This is a genomic window from Psychromonas antarctica, from assembly GCF_022267535.1.
Lineage (GTDB): Bacteria > Pseudomonadota > Gammaproteobacteria > Enterobacterales > Psychromonadaceae > Psychromonas > Psychromonas antarctica.
Window position 1 is genome coordinate 24,054 of record NZ_JAHNZV010000002.1, and the last position, 26,451, is coordinate 50,504.

Annotated in this window: 27 protein-coding genes; all 27 read right to left on the bottom strand. The window is 41.4% G+C overall.

The annotated features are described in order from the left end of the window. Window positions 1-7 precede the first annotated feature (7 nt). Entirely contained in the window at window positions 8-703 is a 696-nt protein-coding gene (locus tag KSO91_RS00930; protein ID WP_238740412.1) for a chemotaxis protein CheW, read from the bottom strand. Beyond that, on the bottom strand, window positions 704-1,477 hold the full coding sequence (locus KSO91_RS00935) for a ParA family protein (protein WP_238740414.1): 774 nt from the start codon (window positions 1,475-1,477) through the stop codon (window positions 704-706). 2 nt (window positions 1,478-1,479) lie between these two features. Beyond that, complete coding sequence (locus tag KSO91_RS00940) at window positions 1,480-2,424, bottom strand: OmpA family protein (protein ID WP_238740416.1); 945 nt, start codon at window positions 2,422-2,424, stop codon at window positions 1,480-1,482. Next, window positions 2,424-3,176 (bottom strand): flagellar motor protein, encoded by a 753-nt coding sequence (locus KSO91_RS00945; protein WP_238740418.1) that lies wholly within the window; start codon window positions 3,174-3,176, stop codon window positions 2,424-2,426. The genes KSO91_RS00940 and KSO91_RS00945 overlap by 1 nt, the downstream gene beginning before the upstream one ends. Beyond that, window positions 3,169-4,368, bottom strand: coding sequence for a protein-glutamate methylesterase/protein-glutamine glutaminase (locus tag KSO91_RS00950; protein WP_238740420.1), 1,200 nt, complete (start codon window positions 4,366-4,368; stop codon window positions 3,169-3,171). Before KSO91_RS00950 ends, KSO91_RS00945 begins: the two co-directional genes overlap by 8 nt. A gap of 20 nt (window positions 4,369-4,388) precedes the next feature. Continuing rightward, window positions 4,389-6,581 carry a chemotaxis protein CheA gene (locus KSO91_RS00955; protein WP_238740422.1) on the bottom strand — a complete coding sequence of 731 codons (2,193 nt, stop codon included), beginning with the start codon at window positions 6,579-6,581 and terminating at the stop codon, window positions 4,389-4,391. A gap of 11 nt (window positions 6,582-6,592) precedes the next feature. Then, on the bottom strand, window positions 6,593-7,348 hold the full coding sequence (locus KSO91_RS00960; RefSeq protein ID WP_238740424.1) for a protein phosphatase CheZ: 756 nt from the start codon (window positions 7,346-7,348) through the stop codon (window positions 6,593-6,595). 11 nt (window positions 7,349-7,359) lie between these two features. Beyond that, window positions 7,360-7,743 (bottom strand): chemotaxis response regulator CheY, encoded by a 384-nt coding sequence (gene cheY / locus KSO91_RS00965; protein ID WP_238740426.1) that lies wholly within the window; start codon window positions 7,741-7,743, stop codon window positions 7,360-7,362. Window positions 7,744-7,883: 140 nt separating this feature from the next. Then, the gene (locus KSO91_RS00970) at window positions 7,884-8,606 is read right to left on the bottom strand and encodes an RNA polymerase sigma factor FliA (RefSeq protein WP_238740428.1); all 723 of its coding nucleotides are present in this window, start codon (window positions 8,604-8,606) and stop codon (window positions 7,884-7,886) included. Continuing rightward, entirely contained in the window at window positions 8,607-9,476 is an 870-nt protein-coding gene (locus tag KSO91_RS00975; protein ID WP_238740430.1) for a MinD/ParA family protein, read from the bottom strand. Between the two features lie 48 nt (window positions 9,477-9,524). Beyond that, window positions 9,525-10,982 (bottom strand): flagellar biosynthesis GTPase FlhF, encoded by a 1,458-nt coding sequence (flhF, locus tag KSO91_RS00980; RefSeq protein ID WP_238740432.1) that lies wholly within the window; start codon window positions 10,980-10,982, stop codon window positions 9,525-9,527. A 13-nt stretch (window positions 10,983-10,995) separates the two neighbouring features. Beyond that, a complete protein-coding gene (gene flhA, locus KSO91_RS00985; RefSeq protein WP_238740612.1) occupies window positions 10,996-13,092 on the bottom strand; it encodes a flagellar biosynthesis protein FlhA in 2,097 nt (698 codons plus the stop codon). A gap of 149 nt (window positions 13,093-13,241) precedes the next feature. Beyond that, entirely contained in the window at window positions 13,242-14,381 is a 1,140-nt protein-coding gene (gene flhB / locus KSO91_RS00990; RefSeq protein WP_238740434.1) for a flagellar biosynthesis protein FlhB, read from the bottom strand. A gap of 44 nt (window positions 14,382-14,425) precedes the next feature. Then, the gene (gene fliR, locus KSO91_RS00995; protein ID WP_238740436.1) at window positions 14,426-15,217 is read right to left on the bottom strand and encodes a flagellar biosynthetic protein FliR; all 792 of its coding nucleotides are present in this window, start codon (window positions 15,215-15,217) and stop codon (window positions 14,426-14,428) included. Continuing rightward, on the bottom strand, window positions 15,217-15,486 hold the full coding sequence (gene fliQ, locus KSO91_RS01000; protein WP_238740438.1) for a flagellar biosynthesis protein FliQ: 270 nt from the start codon (window positions 15,484-15,486) through the stop codon (window positions 15,217-15,219). Before fliQ ends, fliR begins: the two co-directional genes overlap by 1 nt. A gap of 9 nt (window positions 15,487-15,495) precedes the next feature. Beyond that, window positions 15,496-16,239, bottom strand: a complete 744-nt coding sequence (fliP, locus tag KSO91_RS01005; RefSeq protein ID WP_238740440.1) for a flagellar type III secretion system pore protein FliP — start codon at window positions 16,237-16,239, stop codon at window positions 15,496-15,498. Continuing rightward, complete coding sequence (gene fliO / locus KSO91_RS01010; RefSeq protein ID WP_238740441.1) at window positions 16,232-16,645, bottom strand: flagellar biosynthetic protein FliO; 414 nt, start codon at window positions 16,643-16,645, stop codon at window positions 16,232-16,234. The genes fliP and fliO overlap by 8 nt, the downstream gene beginning before the upstream one ends. Further along, window positions 16,642-17,040 carry a flagellar motor switch protein FliN gene (fliN, locus tag KSO91_RS01015; protein WP_238740443.1) on the bottom strand — a complete coding sequence of 133 codons (399 nt, stop codon included), beginning with the start codon at window positions 17,038-17,040 and terminating at the stop codon, window positions 16,642-16,644. Before fliN ends, fliO begins: the two co-directional genes overlap by 4 nt. 47 nt (window positions 17,041-17,087) lie before the next feature. Then, complete coding sequence (gene fliM / locus KSO91_RS01020; protein WP_238740445.1) at window positions 17,088-18,119, bottom strand: flagellar motor switch protein FliM; 1,032 nt, start codon at window positions 18,117-18,119, stop codon at window positions 17,088-17,090. Between the two features lie 202 nt (window positions 18,120-18,321). Then, complete coding sequence (locus KSO91_RS01025; protein WP_238740447.1) at window positions 18,322-18,855, bottom strand: flagellar basal body-associated FliL family protein; 534 nt, start codon at window positions 18,853-18,855, stop codon at window positions 18,322-18,324. A gap of 87 nt (window positions 18,856-18,942) precedes the next feature. Further along, window positions 18,943-20,352, bottom strand: a complete 1,410-nt coding sequence (locus KSO91_RS01030; RefSeq protein WP_238740449.1) for a flagellar hook-length control protein FliK — start codon at window positions 20,350-20,352, stop codon at window positions 18,943-18,945. A gap of 169 nt (window positions 20,353-20,521) precedes the next feature. Then, window positions 20,522-20,968, bottom strand: coding sequence for a flagellar export protein FliJ (gene fliJ / locus KSO91_RS01035; RefSeq protein ID WP_238740451.1), 447 nt, complete (start codon window positions 20,966-20,968; stop codon window positions 20,522-20,524). Between the two features lie 19 nt (window positions 20,969-20,987). Continuing rightward, window positions 20,988-22,319, bottom strand: a complete 1,332-nt coding sequence (fliI, locus tag KSO91_RS01040; RefSeq protein WP_238740453.1) for a flagellar protein export ATPase FliI — start codon at window positions 22,317-22,319, stop codon at window positions 20,988-20,990. After that, window positions 22,312-23,220 carry a flagellar assembly protein FliH gene (gene fliH, locus KSO91_RS01045; RefSeq protein WP_238740455.1) on the bottom strand — a complete coding sequence of 303 codons (909 nt, stop codon included), beginning with the start codon at window positions 23,218-23,220 and terminating at the stop codon, window positions 22,312-22,314. Before fliH ends, fliI begins: the two co-directional genes overlap by 8 nt. A gap of 31 nt (window positions 23,221-23,251) precedes the next feature. Further along, complete coding sequence (gene fliG / locus KSO91_RS01050) at window positions 23,252-24,310, bottom strand: flagellar motor switch protein FliG (RefSeq protein WP_238740457.1); 1,059 nt, start codon at window positions 24,308-24,310, stop codon at window positions 23,252-23,254. Further along, entirely contained in the window at window positions 24,303-26,015 is a 1,713-nt protein-coding gene (fliF, locus tag KSO91_RS01055) for a flagellar basal-body MS-ring/collar protein FliF (RefSeq protein WP_238740459.1), read from the bottom strand. Before fliF ends, fliG begins: the two co-directional genes overlap by 8 nt. 30 nt (window positions 26,016-26,045) lie before the next feature. After that, window positions 26,046-26,372 (bottom strand): flagellar hook-basal body complex protein FliE, encoded by a 327-nt coding sequence (gene fliE / locus KSO91_RS01060; RefSeq protein ID WP_238740462.1) that lies wholly within the window; start codon window positions 26,370-26,372, stop codon window positions 26,046-26,048. Window positions 26,373-26,451 lie beyond the last annotated feature (79 nt).

The following is a 26,451-nucleotide window of genomic DNA, read 5'->3' on the forward strand; positions in this document are numbered from 1 at the left end:
CCAATGCTTAATTACCCTGAATATTAATTCCACTATTCAATAGCTTAACTAATTCATCAGCATGCAGCAACGCGCACATTTTTTGCTTTACCATGCCGGCTAGCCAAGGCCTTTTACCTTGAACTTTACGCCACTTTATTTGTGAAGTCGTCAACGTCTCGGTACCTAATAGTTTTTCACAAGCAAGCCCCCACTCTGTTGAACCTAGCAGAATATAATGGGTGTAATTGAGCGTGTCATACGATTTCCCTGTATTTATCCATTTCGCGGTATCAACAATATTATACAGTGATTCACCATTCGCCATTACCCCAGAAAACCAATCTGGTTTACCTAATAGTGAATTTAGTGATTTATCAAGATGATGAATGCCGCCCAGATCAGTTAACGGTACCGCAAACGTTAACCCTGCCAATTCAAAAAATAGAACTTGAAATTCATTTTCAACATCCAGATTTTTCCATTCTTGCGGTTCTTCTTTTTCCACTGCAACAGGCACTGATAATTGTACTGTTGGGGCAGCACAAGTCGTTTCTTCCGTATCTGAAAAAATAAGCTTTTCAGATAAAATAGGCGCAGCCGTTTGTAAACTTTCTAATTGATTATGGAGATCATCGACAAGAGTGTCAGTAACGTGTTCTGCTTGTTCAGACAACATGGCGCCAAAATAACTTTGCATTGCTTGATCGTTATGATTTTTCATTTAATACTGCTCTATTTGTAACAGGTAATTGAGTAATGTTTCATAAGCAAATGCTCCCCTACAATGTGGTGAATACATAGAAAGGGGTAAATGCTCTAGACTTGCGTCTCTAAACTTTGTATCTACGGGAATTACACCATTCCAAACTTTATTTGCATAGCTATTTTTCAATAGTTCAAGGGTATTAAATGAGGCACGCGTTCGTTTATCATACATAGTAGGAATAATACAATAATCAAACTCTCCAATGCGTGATTTTTGCATAATTTCTAACGTTTTGACCATTCTTTCTAGCCCTTTGGATGCTAGAAACTCAGTTTGAACCGGCACTAACAGTCGTGCACAAGCAGCTAATGCATTAACCATCATCACCCCTAATACTGGAGGGCAATCAATTAAAACGAAATCGTAATCATCTTCCACCAGTGTTAATTGCTTCTTCATAAATAACCCCATACCTTCCTTGTCACCCAACACACGATCAAGTGTCGCGAGCGCCATTGAAGCGGGAATTAATGAAATATTACGGATTTCAGTTGGTAAAATCAACTGTGCTAACTCAGCTTTAGTTTTCGCAGGCTCGACAAACAGATCGTATAAACTAACAGGCAGTTCATCAGCATCATATTGCAAATAACTAGTTAGCGATGATTGTGGATCGGTATCAATAAGTAAAACACGAAACCCGCGCTCAGCGAGTAACCCAGCCAATGAAATAACGGTTGTCGTCTTACCTACACCACCTTTTTGATTTGCCACTGTCCAAACTAACAACGTTATTCCTGCCTTGTCGTAATAATTAATCGGTTATTAGGTAGATGCAGTTCCTGCATCTGCTCACTATCTGGCTTGACTAAAGCGGGTAACTGCGTTTGTATTTTTTGATTTTCTTTATCTACTGCTATTGAATTTTTAATAGCTTTATCAACCAAAGCATACTTAGAGATAGCAATAACGACACGCCGGCTCTTTAAATTGTCCACATATCCCTTTACATCGATAACAGGGTAATATTCACCATAAGCTTCAACCACCATTCGTTGTGCCTTAATATCAAAGTCCGTCAATGCATGTAATACACTGAATGCCCTAGCAGCAGAAAGTTCCCAGTTAGAACTGTAAATTTCGTTGGATATTGCCCTTTGATCAGTATATCCACGGATCCTTAACATATTGTTTACTGACTTTAATACCTTTGCTAATTTAGCAAGTTGCTCAACAGCAGAGGTTAACAATGTATGACTCCCTCCCGCAAATAGCAACTGCCCACCCATTTCGATCGTTAACCAGTCACCATCGAGATTAAGCTTAACAAGCTCGTTATCAAGCTCAGAAGCGAATGATGATTCTAACTCAACTTTTAATTCATTCAGATCTCCACCGAATTTTAATGAGTCAACATCTGATAGTTCATTATCGGCTTGGTTAAGTGCGCCATCGGAAAGTATTGCAGGACCCGTTACATCCTCGATAATACTATTACTTTCTTTATTTAATATGCCTTCCCGATGAGAACTCAAGACTGATTGGTTAAGCAACTTACTCGCATTTTGTATGCTCATTATGACATCTTTATATTTTTCTTCATGGCTTAATGTTACCGCATATAACACAACAAAAACGGCAAACATCAAAGTCATGAAATCAGCTAAAGAAATAGTCCAACGATTAATATCATTGCCAGAATGCATTTGTAGACGAGAGCGTGGCCGAACACGCATTAATAAGATGCCCTATTGATGTAACCGTTTAAACGGCGTTCAAGCAATAAACTATTGTCTCCTTGGGCAATTGCAATTAATCCGATTAATGTCATCTCCTTATACAAAGCCACATATTGGTAATATAATCGGATTTTATTCGCTATGGGTAAATAGATGAAATTTGCAAAACCGACACCGTAAATTGTCGCAATAAATGCAACAGCAATACCTTCACCTAATTTATCCGGCTGATCCAAATACCCCATTGCATGGATTAAACCTAGCACAGCACCAATAATACCAATGGTTGGACTGTACCCACCCATGGACTCAAAAAGCTGCGCACTGCGTTCATGATGCTCACTGTCTAACTCTATATCTTGTTGTAAAATATCTTGTAACACGGCCTGATCACAACCATCAACTAACATTGCCAATCCTTTTTGGGTAAAAGGATCAAGATTTTCACCATTTTCTTCTTCTAAACTTAATAAACCATGTTGTCTCGATTTATATGACCACTCTTGAATTTTTTTGGACTGTTCAGTAAGTGAAAGCGACGGGCTAGTAAATATTTCAGGCAAGAGAGTTAATGCATGTAGCAACTGCTTACTGGATGTTTGCACTAAAACAGCACCTAAGGTTCCACCAAATACGATTAAGAAAGCAGGTAAATCAAACAATCCTTTAAGTGACGAGCCATGATAGATTTGTGCAAATAACAAGCTCGAAATGATAATAAAAAAGCCTAAAAAACCAAGCTTATTCATGTTTAAGTTCTACTTTGATCCGCTTGGCAACTTGATTTAATGCTAAAGATTCGGTCGCAATACCGGCTTTAACGACTGCTTGCGGCATACCATAAACGACGCAACTTTCCTCATCTTGCGCCCATATAACTGATCCTTTATCTTTTAGCATGCGCGCACCATCTCGGCCATCAGCTCCCATACCAGTCAACACGACTGCGAGCACTCGGTTTGCGTAGCATTTTGATAATGAAGCGAATGTAATATCAACACTCGGTTTGTAATTGAGCTTTTCACTACCTTCATGAATACGAATTTTAGCATGTCCTGATCGACCATCTATTAACATCTGCTTGCCACCAGGAGCTAAGTACGCACAACCTGGTTGCAGCAGGTCTCCATCACAAGCTTCTTTCACTGTGATTTTACAAATGCCATTTAGGCGCTCAGCAAATGCTTTAGTAAATGTACCTGGCATATGCTGGATCAATAGTATCGGTAATTTAAAGTTAGCCGGCAAGTCGGACAAAATAGTCTGTAAAGCAACTGGTCCTCCCGTGGAGGTACCGATTGCCAGAATGTCATATGATTTACCCGATGCTTTGAAATGTTTAGTTGTTGCAAGCAATGGCACGCTATTATTGCTCGCTTGCGTATTCCTATGGGATTTTTGTAAAGCGGCCAATGCGGATCCCGCTGCCGAACGTATCGGTGGTGCTATTTTTGTCGATGCAGTTGTTCTTGTAGACTCAGCAGTCCGAGCCGACTCTGTTGCTCTCACGGATTCCGGCGCCCTTGTTACAACACGATATGAACGGCGATTTGCTATCGCTTTGATCCGCTGTTGCAACAGTAAAATAGCCTCATCTTTATCTCGTGCAATATCCTCAAACTTTTTAGGTAAGAAATCCGCAGCGCCGGCTTCTAGAGCATCTAATGTAGCAGTTGCCCCCTGATGGGTTAGCGAAGAGAACATAAGAATAGGCACTGGATTGCTGGCCATTATCTTTCTCACAGCCGTTATACCATCCATCACTGGCATTTCAATATCCATAGTAACAACATCAGGTTTGAATTTAGCAACCATTTCAATTGCTTCTAAGCCATTATTCGCTGTAGCAATCACCTCTAAATCAGGTGATTTATTAATAATTTCACTTACTCGACGACGAAAAAAGCTTGAATCATCAACAACTAATACTTTTACCACCATACAAAATCCTATTTTTATTATTATGCGTAATGTTTCAGTAAGCTTGGTAAATCCAGAATCAGTGCTATGCCACCATCGCTGGTAATTGTCGCTCCAGCCATACCGGGTGTACCCGATAATAATTTATCTAGCGCTTTGATAACCACTTCTTCTTGACCAAGTAGCGCATCAACAACAAAAGCAACTTGCTGAACACCTAACTGTACGATTACAACATGTCCCAAACCTTTATTTTTTTCAATCGGCTCCGCATTTGGCGCCAACCAGTCACGGAGATAAAATAGAGGAATAGCGCGGCCACGTATCACAATAGTGCGTTGTCCATTAACCACATTTGTTTTACCCAAATCTAAATGGAATATTTCATTTATATTAATCAAGGGTAATGCAAAGGTCTGTTTTGCTATCACGATCATTAATGTGGGTAGAATTGCAAGTGTTAGCGGCACTGTAATTTCTAAGCGCGTTCCTTTACCCATAGCGGAATCAATCGAGATAGTACCATTTAACTTGCTTATTCCCGTTTTAACTACGTCCATGCCAACACCGCGACCAGAGATATCAGAAATTTCAACTTTGGTTGAGAATCCCGGTGCAAATATAAGCGAAAATGCTTCTTTATCAGACATGCGATCCGCGCCATCTTTATCTAAGATGCCTTTATCCATTGCAATCTGTTTTAATTTGTTGGCGTCCATACCCGCGCCGTCATCTTCTATAACGAGAAGAATGTGATCGCCTTCTTGTGAAGCCGATAATAAAATGCGCCCCTCTTTATCTTTACCCGATTGCATACGAATGTTCGGCATTTCGATGCCATGATCAACTGAATTTCGCACTAAATGCACCAGCGGATCAGCAAGCGCCTCTACTAAATTTTTATCTAAATCAGTTTCTTCACCAACTAGCTCAAGACGAATGCTTTTACCTAATGTACGAGCCAAATCACGCACCACGCGAGGGAATTTGCCAAATACTTTTTTGATCGGTTGCATACGCGTTTTCATTACCGAGCCCTGCAGGTCCGCAGTGACGATATCAAGATTAGCAACAGCACGTGATATCTCTTCATCCTCAGATGTCGATTCAAGGCTAACTAAACGATTTCGTACTAAAACTAACTCCCCAACCATATTCATTATTTCATCAAGCGTTGCGGTATCAACACGTACAGTTGGTTCACTCGTCGCTACAGGCGTTTTTTTGACAATAGGTGCTTTAGCAGCAGGAGCAGGAGCTGACGCTGGTTTCGGTGGTGGGGACGCAGGTGCAGCTTGTGGTTTGACTTCTGCTACTGGTGTTGCCGTGATTTTCGGTGCTGGGCTAGTCTGAATACTTTTACCTACACCATGTAACTCATCAAGTAATGATTCAAATTCATCATCGGTAATTTCATCACTCAAATTTTCAGGAATATTATTTTCAACAACGGGTTGCGCATGTGGCACTCCACCATGCACACCTGCACCATGTAATTCATCGAGTAATGACTCAAACTCAGCATCACCAATATCATTACTGGTACTGTTCGTTGTCACCGGTTTTACTTCGCTAACCGAAGCCATCGAATGTTTGCCCACACCATGCAGCTCATCGAGCAATGATTCAAATTCATCTTCGCTGATATCGGCACTGTCAGCGGTAGCGGCTGGCGCAGTGACAGTTGAACCTGATTTGTCATGTAGTTCGTCTAATAAGGCATCAAATTCAGACTCTGTGATATCGTCGATGCTTGCAGAGGAATTATTGTGCGTTTCCATCGCCACCGTTTTAACCGGTGTTTCTTTAACTATCTCAACAGCAGCAATAATCTCGTCTTGTGAAGCTGGTTTACTTAATTTGTGAAGCTGTTGAAGAATTTCGGCGGGCGCGGCATTGGCCACATCGCCTGATTTTACTGCATCAAATTGCTCATTAATAACGTCTAATGCGGCGAGAATAGTATCCATAAGCTCAGCACTAACACTACGATTATTCTGGCGTAAACAATCGAATACATTTTCAGCACCATGGCAAGTTTCAACTAATTCCGTTAAAGATAAAAAACCAGCTCCCCCTTTTACTGTATGGAAACCTCGGAAAATGGCATTGAGTAATTCAGTATCATTGGGATTATTTTCCAATTCAACCAGTTGTTCTGATAATAATTCTAAAATCTCTCCCGCTTCAACTAAAAAGTCTTGCAAGATCTCTTCATCTACTTCAAATGTCATTTTCCGATTCCTTAAAATCCTAAACTAGAAAGCAGATCATCTACATCATCTTGTCCATTCACAACATCATCACGTTCTTCTGCATTGATAATTGGACCTTCTGCTTCAATGTCTCTTTTTACATCGCTTTTATTTGTGTTCAATTTTAACCCAGCACTTCCTGCATGGCATACAGTCAAAATACCCACCAGTTTGGATTCGATTTCTTGCACTAATAAAATAACACGCCGAATCATTTGCCCTGTTAAATCTTGAAAATCCTGAGCCATTAGAATATCTGTAAGAGAACTTCTTAATGTTAATGCTCTGCTTGTCGATTCATTAATCATGTCATCAACTTGGTGGCAAAGAATTTTAAATTCGCCTAACGCCAGCTCCCTTCGCATCAGCCCTTGCCAATTTGGTATAACGGCCTCGAGGTCTTCAATGAGCTTATCAGCTATCGGTAAACAAGTATCGACTGCATCCATGGTTTTGTTAGCTGCAGCATCAGTCATTTCAATAACATAATTCAAGCGATCTTTGGCGTCAGGGATATCTTGTCCCGCCATATCAAGCAACCGAGTATCATTTTGGAAACTCAATAATGTATCATGCAGTTCACGTGTTAACTCGCCAACTTTGCCAAACATACTATCTTCACTTGCAGCTGCGATTCCGGCGCTCTCTATGATTTCATTTGCAGCGCTGATCTGTTGCGCTTCTAAATGAGCGACGAGTGCTTTTGCTTGTGAAAGTGATAGCAGTGGCATCAATTCGTTTGCCATTCCTATCCCCTTTAACCTAATCGCTCAAACACTTTATCAAGTTTCTCTTTTAATGTTCCAGCAGTAAAAGGTTTTACAATATAACCATTTACGCCAGCTTGTGCCGCTTCAATAATTTGTTCACGTTTCGCTTCAGCGGTTACCATTAGTACAGGTAGATTTTTTAATTTGGGATCTTTGCGGATCTCTTTTAAAAGGTCGATACCTTGCATAATGGGCATATTCCAATCGGTGACAACAAATTCAAAATCACCCTCTTTGAGCATGGGTAGGGCAGTGTTACCATCGTCGGCTTCAAACGTATTCGTAAAACCAAGATCCCGTAGTAAATTTTTGATTATTCTTCTCATTGTTGAAAAATCATCGACAATCAAAACTTTCATATTTCTGTTCAAAACATTCCCCTAAGTAACAACTTATCTCTTAATTAATTTACTTAAAATAGATCTAAGTAAATATAAATAAATATAAAAAAAAATATACAATAATAACCTTAGATTTTAGGCTGCATGGTGCATCTGTGACTCATCTCTTATCAAACCGCAGATATTGCTTGTAATCTAAGCGCCTTCGCTTTTAAGCGATGCAGTGCTTGGCTATGAATTTGGCTAACTCTAGATTCGCTAATATCAAGTATTAAACCAATCTCTTTTAAATTTAATTCTTCATCATAATATAATGACAAGACTAAAGCTTCTCTCTCAGGTAACTGCTTAATCAGAACAACCAGTCGGCTAGCAAATTGATTTTCACTTACTGCATGAAAAGTTGCATCGTGATTTACAGGGTCATGACTCAACCCCTCTTCCGAACCAGATAAATCTTCATATGCAACCAGCTTTGCACAATTAACATCGCGCAACATTTGTTGGTATTCAGATAAGGTGACATTCATCTGCTTTGCAACTTCCGCCTCTTTCGCATCTCGTCCGGTACTTTTTTCTACATCGGCAATGGCACTAGCAATATTGCGACTATTTTTATGTACTGAGCGCGGAACCCAATCTCCCCTGCGCATCTCATCTAACATAGCCCCTCGGATACGAATTCCGGCAAATGTTTCAAAGCTAGCACCTTTAGCGGCATCAAAATTCTGTGCGGCTTCTAACAAGCCAATCATACCGGATTGTACAAGATCGTCCACTAGCACGCTTGCTGGCAATCGAGCGATTAGATGATAAGCTATTTTTCTAACCAGTTCAGAGTGACGCTCAATTAAATCTGAGGTGTTACTGTAATAGCCATGCGTTTTTATCACTTATAAGAACTCTCTTATCTGATCAACATCATTAAGCAGTAATTTTTCAATAAAGAATTCAAGATGTCCACCAGGTTGGTGTGGAATGGGCCAATCACAAGCTCGATTTGCCAACGCTTTAAAGGCAAGAGAAGCGGGTGTTTTCGGAAAAGCGTTCACAACTACCTTCTGTTTTCTAACCGCTAAGCGTACATTGTTATCAAAAGGAATACAGGCGACCAACTCTAAAGAGACATCTAAAAAGCGATCTGTTACGCGCGTTAGTTTTGTAAAAAGATCTTGCCCTTCACGTAAACTGCGCACCATATTAGCGACAATTTTAAAACGGTAAACCCCATTTTGTTTACTTAATATTTTAATCAACGCATAAGCATCTGTAATGGAGGTAGGCTCATCGCAAACAACCATCACAACATCTTGTGCCGCTTGGGCAAAACTGACCACCATATTGGAAATACCGGCAGCGGTATCAATTAATAACATATCAATAGGTGTCTGCAGTGAACTAAACGCTTGAATTAAACCAGCATGCTCTACATCCGTTAATTCAACCATAGATTGCGTACCAGAGGTGGCAGGAATAATCATTACCCCTTCCGGGCCCGTCACAATAACTTCATCCAAGGTGCACTCACCAGATAAAACATGAGAAAGATTTTTGGTAACACGAATACCTAATAAAACATCCACATTAGCCAATCCCAAATCGGCATCAAGCACTAATACACGTTTACCCCGCTGCGCAAGCGAGACGGCCATATTCAACGTGACATTGGTTTTACCTACGCCACCTTTACCACCGGTGATAGCAATTACCTTCACTTGGTTGTTTTTCATTCTTCGTAAGCCGCTTGCTTGATCTGAAATCATTATATTACTCATTATCTAAAATTGTTAATTCAAAATACTCAATAAAGCTTATTCATTATCAAAGCTGCTGTGCCATTGGTGCTGCTGTTGCTCAAACAACTTATTCATCATGTCTAATGTGCCACTGATTAGTTTACCCGTTGTGGCTATCTCTATATCTTCAGGCACTCGTTGCCCATTTGTTACATAGGTAATTGGCAATGCATGCTGCATAGTCACACTAAGCACTTCCCCCAAGCCAATACTTTCATCTGTTTTGGTTAAAATACACCCCGAAAGTGTGATCCGTTTAAAGTGCTCGAACGCCTCTTCAACGACTCTTCGCTGCGATGTGGAAGAGATAACTAAATAGCTTTTAATATTAACACGGCTATTACGCATCAATGTATCTAATTGCTCTGATAGCCTGACGTCGCGCTGTCCCATGCCGGCCGTATCTATTAACACTAAGCGTTTTTCTCTAAACTGGTATAAAATATCCGATAACTCATCGGCGTCTTTAGCTACGCGCACGGCACAGCCCATAATTTTACCATAAGTCGCTAATTGTTCATGAGCACCAATGCGGTAGGTATCCGTTGTAATCAATGCCACTTGATCAGCACCATATTTCATGCCAAATTGTGCCGCTAGTTTCGCAATAGTGGTCGTTTTACCAACCCCAGTCGGGCCTAAAAGAGCAATAGCGCCGCCTTGCGCTAAAATTTCATTTTTACCAATATAAATTTTATCTTGTAATAATGCTTGAATATAGCCCTGTACTTCAGTAGCAGAAGCATCTTCTGGGATATAACTCGCAAGTTGATCCGCTATATCGTCCGAAAACCCGGCATTGGTTAACCATTTTATCACCATCGCCCGAATCGGCTCTCGACGTTCCATCTCTTGCCACATCAACCCCGATACCTGATGTTCTAATAATTTACGTAAAGAGGCAACTTCTGCACCTATTTTAGCGATCTCATTCTGATCATTATTACGGCTAGCAGGTGCACTTCGACGGGGTGCTGCGCTCGCTTGCGCGCGCTCTTTCTTTTGTGCCCAATGTTGCTGCTCAGCAAGTGTTTTAGGCTGATTTGACTGCAGTTCGGTTTTCCCCGCGGGCAACGTGAAATCAGCTAGCTCATTTCTTGCCACTGGATCTTTACGCACATTGTTCTTTGCTTGTTGCGCACTCACTTTACCAAAAAACGAGTGCAGTGATTTAGCAAAATCTTCACCGTTCTCTTTGACACCATTACGCGTATTTTTTTGTAATTTTAGCGGTGCTTTGGTGGCTTGTGTTGAAAGTTGCACATTATCATCTAATAAAGATGCAAACGGATCTTCTTTATCTTTGTTTTTTTGTAACTCTGCCTGTTCTGATTGATAATCAACTGCTGCAACAATTTCAATGCCACCGACTACTTTCTTATTAGACATAATAACAGCATCCGGCCCTAATACCTCTTTTACTTCAGCCATTGCAGTACGCATATCTTTTGCAAAAAAACGTTTAATTTTCATTTATGACAACCCATTACTGCCCTATCGAGCTGATTATTTTTATCTGTTTATCGTCAGGTATTTCCTGATAAGAAAGTACATGCAAACTCGGAATAGTATGTTTTACGAATTTAGCTAAGGTACTGCGTAATACCCCTGACGTTAACAGTACAGAAGGCTGCCCGAGCAACTCTTGCTGCTGTGAAGCCTCAACTAATGAGTTTTGAATTCGTTCGGCAAGCCCAGGTTCAATCCCTGCTCCCTCATTTCCACCCGCCTGCATAGATTTGTGCAAGATCTGTTCCAACTCAGTTGATAGCGTAATCACCGGCAACTCTGACTCATTACCAATGATTTCTTGCACAATCATGCGTTTTAATGAAATTCGACAAGCTGCGGTTAGCACATCAGCATCTTGCGTTCGTGGCCCATAATCAACTAAAGTTTGCACAATGGTGCGAATATCTCTGATCGCGACATTCTCATTCAGTAAGCTTTGCAATACTTTAACAATAGCACTTAAAGACAATATTTCGGGCACCAATCCCTCAACCAACTTAGGATGTTTTTTGGCTAATAAATCCAGTAAATTTTGTGCTTCTTCATGACCCAACAGCTGTGCGGCATGATTACTTAAAATCTGACTTAAATGAGTCGCAACAACGGTTGCAGTATCAACAACGGTATAACCTAAGGCTTGTGCCTGCTCGCGTTGCACCTCATCAATCCAAACAGCCTCTAAACCAAAAGCGGGATCAATACCGATAACCCCGTCGATCGGACCAAATACTTGTCCTGGATTAATTGCCATTTCCTTATCGTGGTAGATATCGGCAAATCCACAACTGACCCCCATCAATGAGATATTATAGTTATTTGGAGATAAATCTAAATTATCACGAATATGAACAGGCGGAATTAAAAATCCCATCTCTTGCGATAGTTTTTTACGCACCCCTTTAATACGTTCTAATAACTGCCCTCCCTGACTTTTATCAACTAATGGTATTAAGCGATACCCTACTTCAAGTCCTATTGTATCTACACTACGCACATCGTCCCAACCAAGCTCTTTCAGCTCTGTCGGTTTACCAGCCGTCGCTGACGTATTTTCTTGTGCCTGAAGATCTGTTGAGGCTTTTTGTTTAACACGATTAAACTGCCAATAAGCACCACCAGCAGAGATGCCGCCAAGTGTCAAAAAAGCAAGATGAGGCATGCCAGGTACGATCCCCATAATCAATAAAAGACCCGCGGTGATCATTAATGCTTTCGGATCGTCAAACATTTGACCGAGCATACGCCCGCCCATATCTGCATCGGTATTTTCACGGGTAACAGTAATAGCGGCGGCAATGGACAGTAGCAAAGAGGGTATTTGCGCAACCAAGCCATCACCAATGGTTAAAATAGTATAAATTTCGGCTGCTTGGGCAAAAGGTAAATCATACTGCACCATGCCGATTAAGAATCCGCCAATAATATTAATAAATAAAATCATAATACCGGCAATCGCATCACCTTTTACGAATTTACTTGCACCATCCATAGAACCATAAAAATCGGCTTCCATAGTCACTTCTTCTCGGCGTTTCTTAGCCTGCTCTTGATCAATAAGTCCCGCATTCAAATCAGCATCGATCGCCATCTGCTTACCCGGCATTGCGTCGAGTGTAAAGCGAGCACTTACTTCGGAAATACGGCCGGCACCCTTAGTAACAACCACAAAGTTAATAATCATTAAAATAAGGAAGACGATTAGACCAACCGCCAAATTACCACCGATAACGACCGAGCCAAATGCTTCGATAACATTCCCAGCAGCCGAACCACCTTGATGACCTTCCAATAAAACAATACGCGTAGAGGCAACGTTCAGCGCTAGGCGTAACAGGGTTGCAATTAATAGCACCGTCGGGAAAGCAGCAAAATCTAATGGTCGCCGAGTATAGATACAGACGAGCAGAACAACCAATGCAAGCGCGATATTAAAAGTAAAGAGCATATCCAACAACAAGGTCGGCATAGGTAAAATGACCATGCCCAATGCAGCCAAAACTAAAATAGGCGTGCCAAGCCCACCTACAATTTTTAATTTATTTGCCCATAAGGAAGTGAATACTGTATTAATGTTGGTAACCTGCAATTATTAAATGATTTCTTGTAAGCGTGAATGATGCCATAAATAGCAAAATCATGCCGCAATCATAGAGCGTGTATAGTGAATTATTTACAATAACTTGAACAACTTCTAATTAAACAGGCCCTAGGGATTGTAAATTAATCGTTATATTGAAAATCTGTTGGGATTTGCAAATCATCGGGCAGCGGTTTAGGTCGACCGGAGCGTCCTTTACGGAACTGTTCTAATTGGTAAATATATGCCAGCACCTGCGCTATCGCAGCAAACAACTCTTCAGGTACCTCACCATCAATTTCAGTAGTGTGATAAATCGCTCGACAAAGTGGTGGAGACTGCATAATAGGCACTTCATATTCTCGTGCCACTTCTCTGATTTTAAGCGCCATAAAATCGACACCTTTAGCAACAACATAGGGCGCGCGGTCGCCATCTTTTTCATATTTCAAGGCGACTGAATAATGTGTTGGGTTGGTAACGATAACATCTGCATCAGGCACATCCCCCATCATTTTACGCTGTGACGCTTCATACTGAAGCTGCCTAATTCTTTGTTTTACTTCTGGTTTACCCTCTGAGTTCCTAAATTCATCTTTGACCTCTTGCTTGGTCATTTTTAATTCTTCGCTATGTTTATAAATTTGATACGGTACATCAACCGCAACAATGATTATCAGAGAACAACACAAAAGCATAAACATCCAAGAGATCATATCCAACGCCTCAAAGACACTACCGGGTAATGGTGTGACAGAAAGCTGTAAGATATGCGTAAACGTAGCACTCAATATCCACCACACCATCCCCACCACCACTAAGACTTTAAGTATAGACTTCAGGAGTTCAACCCAAGCTTGCATGCCAAGCATCCGCTTTAAGCCAGCAGCCGGACTCATGCGACTCCATTTCGGCATCATCGCTTTGGTGCTAAATAATACGCCGCCCAATAAGGAGCTGCCTAAGATGGAAACAATAAAAAGCATCAGTAGAATAGTAAACATCGGCATTGCAAGCCCGGTAAAACTACTGGCAAGGTGTAACCACATCTGTTCGGGATCAAAAATCACTGCGCGCTCAAAGGTAAATGCATTAGTCATCATCAGCGACAATTCGTACGCCAAACGATCCCCAAATACCATCATTGCTAAAGCAGCAGAAATTAGAACGGAAGCGGTCGCCAACTCTTTAGAGCGAGCTACCTGACCTTTTTCCTTGGATTTTCGAATTCGCTCGGGGGTGGCATCTTCGGAGCGGTCAGTGCCATTCTCATTTTCAGCCATGGATCATGCTCCTACCATTAAAGATCAACATTAAAATGCAATTACTAGGGTTTTTCACAAGGGTTATTAAGTAATTCACACATGAGATTAATACCACGTAACCATTGGTTTTCGAAATGAATAGGTACATTGACCATGGTTATCCATAACACGAACAAGCCAAATACCATGCTGATTGAAAATCCCAGGCTGAATATATTTAATTGCGGTGCCGCTTTGGTCATAATACCAAAGGACAAATTAACTAGTAACATCGCCACCATTGAAGCAATGGAAAAGGCGAGTGCAGCACTAAACATCAAGGAGAACCAGCCTGCAAGTTTTTCATAATCGGTCGCTAATAACCCCTCCATTGAAATAGGCAGGGTATCAAAGCTTCTTACTATCATTTCTATCATTAATAGATGACCATCAGCAGTTAGAAAAAGCAGGGTCACCAATAACACATAAAACTGCCCGACAACAGGTGATGATTGGCCATTCATCGGATCTGCCATAGAGGCAAAACCCAAGCTGGTTTGCATCGCGATCACTTGCCCTGCGACAACAAAAGTCTGCACCACAAAAACAGAAATGGTGCCAATAGCGATGCCAATTAATATTTGCTGTAAAATAACAAAAGCACTGGCTAGAGAGAACAATTCTATATCGATCGGTGCAGAGGGAAGAACAGGTAATACAGCAAGTGTTATCGTAAGCGCGTAAAAAAGACGAATACGTGTCGGTGTTGTCCGAGAGCCGATGGCAACCATGACCATCAACATCGCAGCGATGCGGCAAAAAGCCCATAAATAATTCGCTAGCCAGTCAAGTAACAAGTCTGCAGAAAAAGTCATCAACCAACAACTTGTGGGATTTGGTTAATCATCGCAATGAAAAACTCCATCAATTTTCCAAATCCCCAGTGTGCCCCAAATGCTAATGCCGTTAAGGTCATCATCAAACGCGGTAGGAAACTGAGCGTTTGCTCATTAATAGAGGTGGCAGCCTGAAAGACAGCAACCACTAAACCGATTAATAAACTGGGTATAATGGCAGCAGAAACCAGCATCAGTACAGTCCAAAGGGCTTGTCGGAAAATATTTACAAAGACTTCGGGTTCCATATATCCTCCCTACAAACCAAAACTATTAGCTAAACTACCCATAATTAAATTCCAGCCATCAACCAACACAAACAACATTAACTTAAAGGGCAGCGAGACAATCATCGGAGATAACATCATCATCCCCATTGCCATCAGAATACTCGCGACCACCAAATCAATAATTAAGAAGGGAATGAAGATCATAAAACCGATCTGAAAAGCAGTTTTTAGTTCACTGGTTACAAATGCAGGAATGAGTACAGTAATCGGTACCTCTTCCGGTGTATTAACTTGAATGTCGGCTATTTCAAGGAAAGTTTCCAGATCCTTAAGACGCGTTTGCGCGAGCATAAATTCCATCAGCGGCTTTTTACCTTTCTCAAGAGCCTGTGTGATGGTCATCTCTTCGTTTAAATAAGGCTGCAAGGCGCTTTCATTAATTCGGTCAAATACGGGCGCCATGATAAAGAAAGTTAAAAACAGTGCGATACCGTTAACCACTTGGTTGGAAGGCGTCTGCTGCAATCCCATCGCTTGGCGTAAAATTGACATGACCACCACTATACGCGTAAAGGAGGTCATTAATATCAGCATGGCAGGTAGAAAGCTTAGCGCCGTCATAAAGGCTAAAACTTGCAAAGTGACACTATATTCTTGATCGCCCCCCGCATTGGTCGTTACCGTGACAGCCGATAAAGCGCCTGATTGCGCAAGCAGATGTGGTGATACAAACAGTAATATAAGACCAATGATTGGAAATAATTTATTCATTGTTTCTATTGCTTATTTTAGATAATAAAACTGAGAAAGGCGTTGCCGTCACTCGACTTTCGATCTTTTTTTCTGTTGTTAATGGTGCATCTAACTTATCAAGCAGGGTGATATTTTGCTCCGTCACCCCCAGCAAATATTGTTGACCATCAATGTCGATCAACTGCACGCGACCTTTACTGGTTAATGGTTGCGTAGCAATAACTTTAATAAGCGCTCGGCCTTTACCATTTTTTAATAAGTTCGTTTTTTTCATTAGATAGGCAAAAACAAAAATGCATGCAAGCACCAACAGAAGTGATGCCAGCATACTTCCGATAGCTAAATCAGGCCGACCAGCACTTTCCTCTAACGCTAATGCGCTGAACGGGAAAAAAATGCATAACAAAAAAACAATATATTTCATTTGAGCTTTTTAATCCGTTCAGTTTGGCTGATCACATCGGTTAAGCGAATACCAAACTTGTCATTGACCACGACCACTTCTCCATGCGCGATCAAAGTACCGTTTACGAGCACATCTAACGGCTCCCCGGCCACCCGATCCAGTTCAACAACAGAGCCTTGATTTAATTGCAGTAAATTACGAATATTAATTTTACTACGTCCCACTTCCATAGAAATAGTCACAGGAATATCTAAAATGCTATCTAAACGAGAGAACTCTTCTTTGCTGATTGACGTGGAGGTGTCAGTTAACTCATCAAGTGCAATATTGGTGATATCGTCCCCTTTTTCCGTATCCCCTGATTCCTCAAGTGCAGCAGCCCATTCATCAGCCATATCTTGTTCATTACTCATTTATTTTCCCTCTTTATTCTGTCTTTAAATTCTATACCACTAAAAGGTTAGATCGTGCTGTCTTGCTTCTTTTTTAATTTATCCAATTGCAGTTTACTATTCTGTATTTCCGGTCGGCGAATCCGCTCCGTAATTTTTAATGCTAAATTATCATTTGATTGCCCTAAATGTGCTCGAAAGGTAGGTAAACCTTCAACATAGACAAGCAGAGACTCGGGCAGATCGACGGGAATTACATCACCCGCTTTTAACCCCATCATATAGCGCAACGATAACTCTTTTTCCAGCACTTTAGCAGTAAAATCAACCGATACATCCATAATTTCATCTTCTAACGCTTGACACCAACGCTGATCCGTATCTTCTTTATCGCTTTGCACCCCCGCATCAAGCAGTTCTCGAATCGGCTCTAACATGGCGTAAGGCATCGCTATATGAAAATCACCGCCTCCACCATCAAGCTCAATATGAAATGAATTGACGACAATGACTTCCGTTGGACTGACAATATTTGCCATTGCAGGGTTTACTTCTGAATCCAAATATTCAAAATCAGCATCCATTACTGGCGCCCATGCATCATGGTAATCTTCAAACACTATTTTTAATAACATTTGGATAATACGACGTTCAGTGGGGGTAAACTCACGCCCTTCTATTTTAGCGTGATAGCGCCCGTCGCCCCCAAAAAAGTTCTCAACTAGAATAAAAACGAGACGCGCTTCCATCGTCACTAGCGCAGTGCCTTTTAATGGCCGAAAGCGAACCATATTTAAACTTGTTGGCACAAAAAGCGTGTGCAAATATTCGCCAAATTTAAGCATTTGCACCCCATTAATAGAGACCTCTGCGGTATGGCGTAACATATTAAATAAACTAATTCTTAAATGACGGGCAAAACGTTCATTCACCAACTCAAGTGTTGGCATTCGACCACGTACAATACGGTCTTGCGATGAAAAATCGAAATGGACAAGTGCATCTTCTTCACTTCCATCACTTTCAACGACATCCTCTTCAACATCATCAACACCATGTAAAAGTGCATCAATTTCGTCTTGGGATAATAGATCTGCCATGAAAAATCCTACTATTGTAAAAAAACGGCTGTAAAGTAAAGCCTGCAAATAATATGTTATAGATTAATGTATTTTTTCTAATCTTGTAGTCACTCAATTAAACCTTGCTGATAGCACATAAAATAATAGTGCAGCAGTAAGCAAGCCGACTTGTGTAAGACAGTTATAAATCAAGCAGACAAAATATCCTTATTATAAAACACTACTGTAAAACAAAGCCGGTAAATAATACGGCATCGATTATTGCTTTGTTTTCAACTTTCGACGTTGCCTCGTTTAACGCCTCTAACGCATGAATCCTAAGTTGGCTTTTACCCGCAGGACTACGCAGTTGCTCAACGGTCGCAGCTCCAAACACACGAACTAAAGTACCTTCTAATAAAGGGGTGTGTTTTTTTGCCAGCTCAGCATTTTCATCGCTGTGTACCATCAATTGCACTTTAATTTGCACTAAACGGTCACGTTTTCCATCTTGGACATTAAAAACAAAAGGCCGAGGCATCGCGACATAGGTTGTAAAAACGGCTTGTTTTGTTACCTCATCAGGCACTTGTGCCTCAATTTGTTCTGCGGCCGTCGCATCATCGCCACTGAAAAATAAAAAATAACTGCCGATAGCGATACCTGATAACAACACGACACTCGCGATAATAATAATGAGTTTTTTCTTACGCCCCAGAGAGGGGGTTTCCTGGCCTTCTAATGAAAGTGCTTCTGTATTTTCTTCTTCAGGCATGCTATTTCGTCCTCGTTATTATTGTTATTCTTATTGGTGCTGATTTTAATCCATCTTTGCCACTAATTCAGTAACAATCAGAAAGCGTTAAGCATAATAATCAATTCCTTGAGCTGAGCGCGGTATTTTAGTCGCAATCCACTCAGCTTTATCGCCTATTGCTTGTGATGAGCTATCATTCGCCGAAATATCCGTTCTATGCTGTAGTGCATTTCTTCCTTGCTGATTCTGATTCTGATTTTGATTTTGTTGCTCAACGCTTGTTTCACCTAAATTAATGCCTTGCTGCGCAAGTTGCTCTCGTAATTTGGGTAAATTCTGTTCAATAAGATCACGACTTTGTCCGATTTGCGTTTGAATAGCTACATGCAGTTGATCCTGTTGTACGTGTAATTTTATATGCATTGACCCGAGTTCTGCAGGATCTAGACGAATTTGTACCTCTTGCTTCCCTTGACCAATCATCATCAGAATACGTTCACCCAATAAAGCGGAGGCATGCTTTGCTTGCAGATCTAACGGTTGTTGCTGTGCCGATGAAGTCGGTCCGCTTTGAATATTTTGATTAATTGCTTTACTTAAACTAGATAGTTCGACATTAGCGGCACGTGGCGTAGCCCCATCAAGGGCCGTTGCTGATAGGTTACGCTCTCCTTCACTTCTATGGGCCAATGAAAATGATTCAATTTTATCGTTCATCACTTGCGTCATTTCTGCTTTTAACGGATCTGGTGTTGAATTTTTTTCACTTTCAGAGCCTTTTACATTGAGACTTTCAGCCACTAAGGATGATTCACTAAGCTTATTGGCCGGTTTTTCTTGCTCTTTTTTGACCTGCATGCCGAGCTCCGGCGTTTCACTGCTCACTTGGGCTGTTTTTTGCGCATCCGTCACCTGAGTATCAACTTTTTGCGCTGCTTCTATTTGTGCAATAATTGCCGGTTGCGCCGCCATAACAGGCGGATTTTGCCCCTCCACTACACCATTAGCCTTGAGCGATTGGTCTACACCTTGGTTATTGTGTGCTTCAACTTTATCAGCCCCCTTATTCTGAGGTGTTGTTGTTAGTGGTTCAATGGGGTACATTTCTTGGTAATCATCGGAGATATCGCGGTCCTCTGAATCCGCTACATTATCAATAGCCCAAAGCGGCAGTTCATCGACAGCCACCGCCTCGCCTGCCTCGCGCTCTGAATTAATGAATTCAAGATCAGCACTTGCAGCTAAAGCCTCACTATCAACGTCATCATTTTGGCTATCAAGTAAAAGTGCGCTGTCAATTTCGGCCTCTTGCACAATATTGCCATCAGCAGCGTCCTCTTTTTTTCCTTTTGCATTACCCGCTAATAGCGAATCAAATAAATCCGTAAAACGTTCCCCTGACTCGGCCGCTTGTCGCAATTCATTACGTCTTACTTCGCTATCGAGGGGGACCTCAGATAAACCGTCACTGTTTTTTACTTTGACTGGGCTGGTTGCTAATATTGATTGCATCATACAATAGCTCTCTATAAAAAAATCGATTGCCATTGACTAGCAAGCGAATAAAAAGGAGAGGAAACACCTCTTTTTCAATTTAAAATGGATTAGCTAATTTGTTGTTGACCGATTAATTAGCATCATATAAAGGAAAGCAATTTATAGACCAGATCTTTAAAAAACAAGATCAACTAGTCGTTTTTTTTTGGAAAAATTGAAAGGTAGAGAATTCGTCTAGCAGTTGTTGCTCTTTGCGATCTGCAATTTTTACTTTTTGTAGCGCTTTCTTCTTAAGCAACATGGCCATCGCTTTACAACTCACTTGGCTTTCTAACCAGCGTTTTTTCTGCGCATGCACATCATACTCAAATTTGACTAACCCTTGTTGCTGTTTCGTTAACCCTTGATCTATTTGTACAATAAACTGTTGATATTTACCCAGTTGTGAAATAGACAATCCTTGTGACCCCTTTTCTGTTAACTGGGCAATATATTGACGGCGATACTGATCAAGATTTTGCAATTGACTGCGCTGTTCAAATAAAAGCTGCTGCGCTTGCTGATAGGCACGTAATGCTTGCTCAACTTGCTTTTCTCGCTGCTCATAAACAAGTTGTAATGCATCTCTTGCCATGAAAAACTCCTTTTAAAGGTTAACTATTTACGAAGCGCTGAGTTAATGTTGCTAATTGTGTCAAACAATCGTTATAACTGATACTTTCTTTCATCCCTTGTTGCAAAAAATGATCCAACATAGGCCGAATAAGAATCGCTTTATCAATACGCGGATCACTACCTTTAGCGTATGCTCCAATAGTGATTAACTCTTTGTTCTCTTGATATAGCGAATATGCTTGCTTTAATACGCGCGCAAGCGTTTGGTGCTCTTCTGAGGTCACCATTGGCATCACTCGGCTGATTGATTTACCAACATCAATAGCAGGAAAATGACCGGAGTCGGCTAACTCCCGTGATAAAACAATATGCCCATCGAGGATTGCCCGTGAGGCATCGGCAATAGGATCTTGCAGATCGTCCCCCTCTGTTAATACGGTAAAAAAAGCACTGATCGAACCTTGGCTTTCATTACCATTACCCGCACGTTCAACTAAAGCGGGTAATTTAGCAAATACAGAAGGTGGGTAACCTTTAGTCGCTGGCGGCTCGCCAATGGCTAATGCGATTTCACGTTGTGCTTGTGCAAAACGTGTTAATGAATCCATCAACAGCAAAACATTCAAGCCTTGATCGCGAAAATATTCCGCAATAGTGAGTGATGTTTCGCATCCTTTTAAACGCATTAATGGTGATGCGTCAGCAGGAGCTGCAATCACCACGGAACGTTTACGTCCCTCAGGGCCTAAGATCTCTTCGATAAATTCTTTCACTTCTCGACCACGCTCACCGATTAAACCAACCACAACCACATCAGCATTAGTGCCCCGCGTCATCATACCCAGGAGCACACTTTTACCCACACCAGAACCTGCAAAAAGGCCCATTCGTTGACCTTGCCCGACGGTCAATAATGCATTGATTGCTTTAATACCAACATCGAGGGGATCTTTAATGGCTTTGCGACTTAATGGATTTATGCGCGGATTGCTATACTGGCTGGTTTGTGCGGTAATAATTTCGCCTTTACCATCAATCGGCTTCCCCAATCCATCGAGTACGCGCCCCAGTAACTCCATACCAACAGGAATACCTTGAGCTTCTTTTTGCGGTATCACTTTTGCACCGGGTAACACCCCCGTCAAACGCTCACTGGGCATTAAGAAAAGACGCTCACCAGAAAAACCAACCACTTCAGCATCGATAAAACCATCATTCGTTTCCACACGGCACAAACTCCCCACTGCAGCACTGCAGCCGATAGCCTCTAATGTCAGGCCCACTACGCGTATCAGTTTTCCTGACACAATGGGGTGAGTGAGCAATTCGCCCGTGTGGTATTGTGCAAGACGTTGCGCAAGTTTATTCATTTATGGCGTCTTGATTAGGGGCGATCTCCGGATCAACGGAGCGAGAAGATGGTTGCGCAGTTTCAGCTGCAACAAGTTTACTTTGCAGAGGATGCTCATTAAGCAAATTTGAATCATCGTTTTTTTCGGGTAGTTGCGAATGGTTTTCTTTAAAAAAATGTTTTAATACTTGTTCGATACGAGTGGAAAAAGCGTAATCAACACTCGACGTTTGCGTGTGAATCTGACAGTCCCCTCGCGATAAAACAGGCTCAGACTGCAGGTCCCAACCTCGTTTTAAGCAAACAGCTTCTGGGTAGGCGCTTTGCACAAATTTAAGATCCTCAGGATGTAATAAAATGCGCAATGTTTGCTCTGCAACAGGTAATGCTTCAACTGCTTGCTTTAGCGCTTGCAAAATAATTTGAGGATCAGTTTGTACTTCACTGCGGGTAATTTGTTCTGCAAGCGCAGTCGCTAAACGGATAAGTTGATATTCGACATTATCATCCAACTTTTCAAGCGGGTTATGCAAACGCTCAATTAATGATTGCCAAACAGCACTTTGTTCATCTATCTGCACTTGTCCTGCGAGCAATCCTTGTTCAGTACCTTCTTCAATACCTTGCTGCAAGCCCACTTTTGAGCCTTCTATTTTGCCTTCATCGATACCTTGTATAAGTCCAGCCTCGTGGCCCTCTTTGAAACCATCTTCATAGGCGGATTGACGGATCGCTTCGATATCATCGAGAGTTAAAGGTGTCAGTTCCTCTTCACTCGCTGTCTCTGCGATATCCTCGTGCTCACTGTGATACCAAGTGGCAGGTTTGCCAAATAATGTCGTTTCTTCCGTTTCATTTTCGGCACTTTCTTCAAGTTCAGGCAGAGGCCAGTGTTTAAATTCTGTTTCTTTGTCGCTCATGTCTAGTGACTCCTATCTACCTATTTGAGTTTTATAAGAACTCATCACCACCGCCACCACCTAACATGATTTCACCCGCATCAGATAAACGACGAGCTATAGTCAGGATCTCTTTCTGAGCCGCTTCGACTTCACTTATACGAATAGGTCCCATCGCTTCAAGATCATCTTGCAACATTTCGGCTGCACGTTTAGACATATTCTTAAATATTTTCTCTTTGAGCTGTTCGTCTGCACCTTTTATTGCACGCTGTAACTGCTCACCAGGTACTTCTCGCAACAGTGTTTGGATACCGCGATCATCGACATCAATCAGATTATCAAATACGAACATAAGATCTTGAATCTGCTGACTCATATCTTCATCCGTTTCACGTAATGCATCCATCAACGGTCCTTCAATGCCGGTATCCAAATAGTTCATAATGTTAGCAGCAGCTTTGGCTCCGCCCATTTTAGCCGCCTGAGCGCCCGCTTGACCAGCAAACTGTTTCTCCATTATCTCGTTTAATTCTTGCAATGCGGCTGGTTGTACCTCTTCTAAGTCTGCAATACGCATCATCAGATCCAAGCGATTTTTCTCTGGAAATTGGGTTAATATTTCTGCTGACTGTTCCGGATCTAAATAGGATAAAACAATCGTCTGAATTTGTGGGTGCTCATTTTGAATAATGGAGGCCACTTGACGAGCATCCATCCATTTCAGTGAATCAAGTCCTTTGGAACCACTTCCCAAAATAATTTGATCAACTAAGTTGCCCGCTTTATCTTCACCTAACGCCTCAATTAATGAAGCTCTTACAAAGTCTTCACTATCGAGTCCGATATTACTGAATTTTTGAATATCTTCGATAAAGGCGCGATGTACACTTGATACACGGTTCTGCGAAGAATCTTTGAGGGCTGCCATCTCCATCCCTAATTTTTGCACCTGTTTCGGCTCTAAATTACGAAATATTTGCGCGGCATCAGCGGGTGTTAAACTGAGCATCAATAAAGCCGATTTTTCGACTCCATTTAAACTGCTTACATCAAATTCACCCGTTGCGAGTTGTTTAATCTCTTTCGTTTCTTTCTTTTTATCATCCATCGGTAGCTAACCACTCTTTAATCACTTGTGCTGATAAACCTGGCTCATTGGCAACCAATGCACGGACGGCTTTAAGTAAATCTTCATCTTTATGTAAATCAGGTAATTTAATATGCCCATTGCTCATACCAAATTCAACACCATTATCTTCTTCGTTTAACAGTTGTAAATTATCACCCGCCATTGCGCCAATTGCGCCACCTAAATCATATTCATCAACTTGCTCAATCGCTTCTGGATAAAGTAGTTTTTTCATGATCGGGCGAACAATCAGTAACAGTGTTAACAAAATGACTAACATGCTGCCACCAAAGCGAACATAACTCTGAAAAGTTTCGGTTTTCCAAAACGCTTCTTCCACTATTTTCTCTACATCGGGTCGGTTAAAACTGACCGAAGCAATTTCTAAAATATCACCCCGTTCACTATTAATACCTAAGCCTCCCATCAATAAGCGACGAATATTGGCTACTTCTTCTGGCGAACGCGCCACATAGGAAACCTCACCAGCATCATTGGTTTGCATCATGTAATCTAACGCAACAGAGACAGCCAATCTATCCACGGTTCCTATTTTATGCTTAATATAAGTAACGGTACTATCGACTTCGTAGTTTCTAGTCGACTCATTATGAGAAGTTCCATCGTTAAGGTCTGCAGCTCCAGGATCACCGCCTAGTACTTCAGGAATACTTGAATTAGCCGGCGGTTGATTACTTAATGCACCCGGTACAGAACCGACAACTGCCGTTGAGGATTTAGTTTCCACCAACATCTCACTGCGTACCGCTTGATTTTTTGGGCTAAAGGTTTTTTTGGTTTCTTCAATGGCCGTAAAGTCCATCGCTAGATCAACCTCAGAGGTATAATTTGCGAGGCCTAAAACTGGAATCAAAATCGCATCTATTTTTGCTTTATATTCCTCTTCGCGTTCGCGCTCTACCGCGAACTCTTTACTCGATTGAGCCGAAAAACCACTTTGACTGCCGGAGTGTAATAAACGCCCACGCTGATCCGTTACTGTCACGCTATTCGGAGACAACCCCTGCACTGCAGAGGCAACAATATCAACAATTGAATCCACTTCTTGTGCTGACAATGCGTAAGATCGTTTCGTTGTAATTACCACAGTTGCACTGGCTGTACGCTCTTTTCGAGCAAAAACACTCTCCTTGGGAATAGCCAATAACACTTGCGCGTTAGTAATGTTCTTCATCTCTTTAATAGCTAAAGCTAACTGGCGCTCACGACTTAATTTCAAACGCTCTTTCTCAACGCGCTGACTAACACCAAAGCCCATGTCTTGTAATAAAATGTCGTCCCCACTGTCATCACTATCACTCACTAACCCCGCGCGAGTCATTAATAGTTTTATTTTTTGATATTGGTCAGCCATAACGAGGACAGAATTATCTTCTAATTTGTATTGAATTTGTTGCTTGTCAAGGAAATCCAATGTGCTGATAAGCTCATCAGTTTGATAACTACCGAGAGGGCGATAATCCGCTTCTTTTCCCCACGACCAAATAATAACCACAATGGCTAAGACAATTAATAAACCTATAATCATGCTAATTTGGCGCAGTACATCGACATTTGAAAAGAATGATGCGAAGACACCTTTTTGTGAATGCGCAAGTGACTCATCACTATCAAAGCTACTGTTTTCGATTAAAACATCTGCATTGTTACCTAACTCAGCCACTATTTTTCCCTTTTATCTTAGCGATAGCACTTAAACCGGCATACTCATAACTTCTTTATATGCTTCGACCATTTTGTTTCGTATTTGCACGGTTGCTTCAAATGCTAGACTTGATTTATTCGATGCAATCATTACTTCGCCTAAACTAACCTCTTTATCGCCCATTTCAAAACGATTACGTAGCTCGGAGGTGTTCTGTTGCAAACCATTCACATTATCTATAGCTTGCTTCAACATTTTCGAGAAATCTACCTGTGAAGTGCTGACTGATCGGCTAGAAAGTTCACTACCCAAACCTTTACTTTGCAGACCTTGCGTTTGGAGATCATTAAATAAAGCAGAAGAATTGAGGTTCATAGTATTTATCCATTTATTGACACATAAGCAGATAAAAGCAATATTTGTGCCACAAAAAAGACGCCAACAAGAGGGCGTC

What these genes read in the sequence shown, in the direction of transcription:
- KSO91_RS00930 (WP_238740412.1), bottom strand. Translation starts at nt 703, where the DNA reads ATGAAAAATCATAACGATCAAGCAATGCAAAGTTATTTTGGCGCCATG.
- KSO91_RS00940 (WP_238740416.1), bottom strand. Translation starts at nt 2,424, where the DNA reads ATGCGTGTTCGGCCACGCTCTCGTCTACAAATGCATTCTGGCAATGAT.
- KSO91_RS00945 (WP_238740418.1), bottom strand. Translation starts at nt 3,176, where the DNA reads ATGAATAAGCTTGGTTTTTTAGGCTTTTTTATTATCATTTCGAGCTTG.
- KSO91_RS00950 (WP_238740420.1), bottom strand. Translation starts at nt 4,368, where the DNA reads ATGGTGGTAAAAGTATTAGTTGTTGATGATTCAAGCTTTTTTCGTCGT.
- KSO91_RS00955 (WP_238740422.1), bottom strand. Translation starts at nt 6,581, where the DNA reads ATGACATTTGAAGTAGATGAAGAGATCTTGCAAGACTTTTTAGTTGAA.
- KSO91_RS00960 (WP_238740424.1), bottom strand. Translation starts at nt 7,348, where the DNA reads ATGGCAAACGAATTGATGCCACTGCTATCACTTTCACAAGCAAAAGCA.
- KSO91_RS00975 (WP_238740430.1), bottom strand. Translation starts at nt 9,476, where the DNA reads ATGATTTCAGATCAAGCAAGCGGCTTACGAAGAATGAAAAACAACCAA.
- flhF (WP_238740432.1), bottom strand. Translation starts at nt 10,982, where the DNA reads ATGAAAATTAAACGTTTTTTTGCAAAAGATATGCGTACTGCAATGGCT.
- flhB (WP_238740434.1), bottom strand. Translation starts at nt 14,381, where the DNA reads ATGGCTGAAAATGAGAATGGCACTGACCGCTCCGAAGATGCCACCCCC.
- fliR (WP_238740436.1), bottom strand. Translation starts at nt 15,217, where the DNA reads ATGACTTTTTCTGCAGACTTGTTACTTGACTGGCTAGCGAATTATTTA.
- fliQ (WP_238740438.1), bottom strand. Translation starts at nt 15,486, where the DNA reads ATGGAACCCGAAGTCTTTGTAAATATTTTCCGACAAGCCCTTTGGACT.
- fliP (WP_238740440.1), bottom strand. Translation starts at nt 16,239, where the DNA reads ATGAATAAATTATTTCCAATCATTGGTCTTATATTACTGTTTGTATCA.
- fliO (WP_238740441.1), bottom strand. Translation starts at nt 16,645, where the DNA reads ATGAAATATATTGTTTTTTTGTTATGCATTTTTTTCCCGTTCAGCGCA.
- fliN (WP_238740443.1), bottom strand. Translation starts at nt 17,040, where the DNA reads ATGAGTAATGAACAAGATATGGCTGATGAATGGGCTGCTGCACTTGAG.
- fliM (WP_238740445.1), bottom strand. Translation starts at nt 18,119, where the DNA reads ATGGCAGATCTATTATCCCAAGACGAAATTGATGCACTTTTACATGGT.
- KSO91_RS01025 (WP_238740447.1), bottom strand. Translation starts at nt 18,855, where the DNA reads ATGCCTGAAGAAGAAAATACAGAAGCACTTTCATTAGAAGGCCAGGAA.
- KSO91_RS01030 (WP_238740449.1), bottom strand. Translation starts at nt 20,352, where the DNA reads ATGATGCAATCAATATTAGCAACCAGCCCAGTCAAAGTAAAAAACAGT.
- fliJ (WP_238740451.1), bottom strand. Translation starts at nt 20,968, where the DNA reads ATGGCAAGAGATGCATTACAACTTGTTTATGAGCAGCGAGAAAAGCAA.
- fliI (WP_238740453.1), bottom strand. Translation starts at nt 22,319, where the DNA reads ATGAATAAACTTGCGCAACGTCTTGCACAATACCACACGGGCGAATTG.
- fliH (WP_238740455.1), bottom strand. Translation starts at nt 23,220, where the DNA reads ATGAGCGACAAAGAAACAGAATTTAAACACTGGCCTCTGCCTGAACTT.
- fliG (WP_238740457.1), bottom strand. Translation starts at nt 24,310, where the DNA reads ATGGATGATAAAAAGAAAGAAACGAAAGAGATTAAACAACTCGCAACG.
- fliE (WP_238740462.1), bottom strand. Translation starts at nt 26,372, where the DNA reads ATGAACCTCAATTCTTCTGCTTTATTTAATGATCTCCAAACGCAAGGT.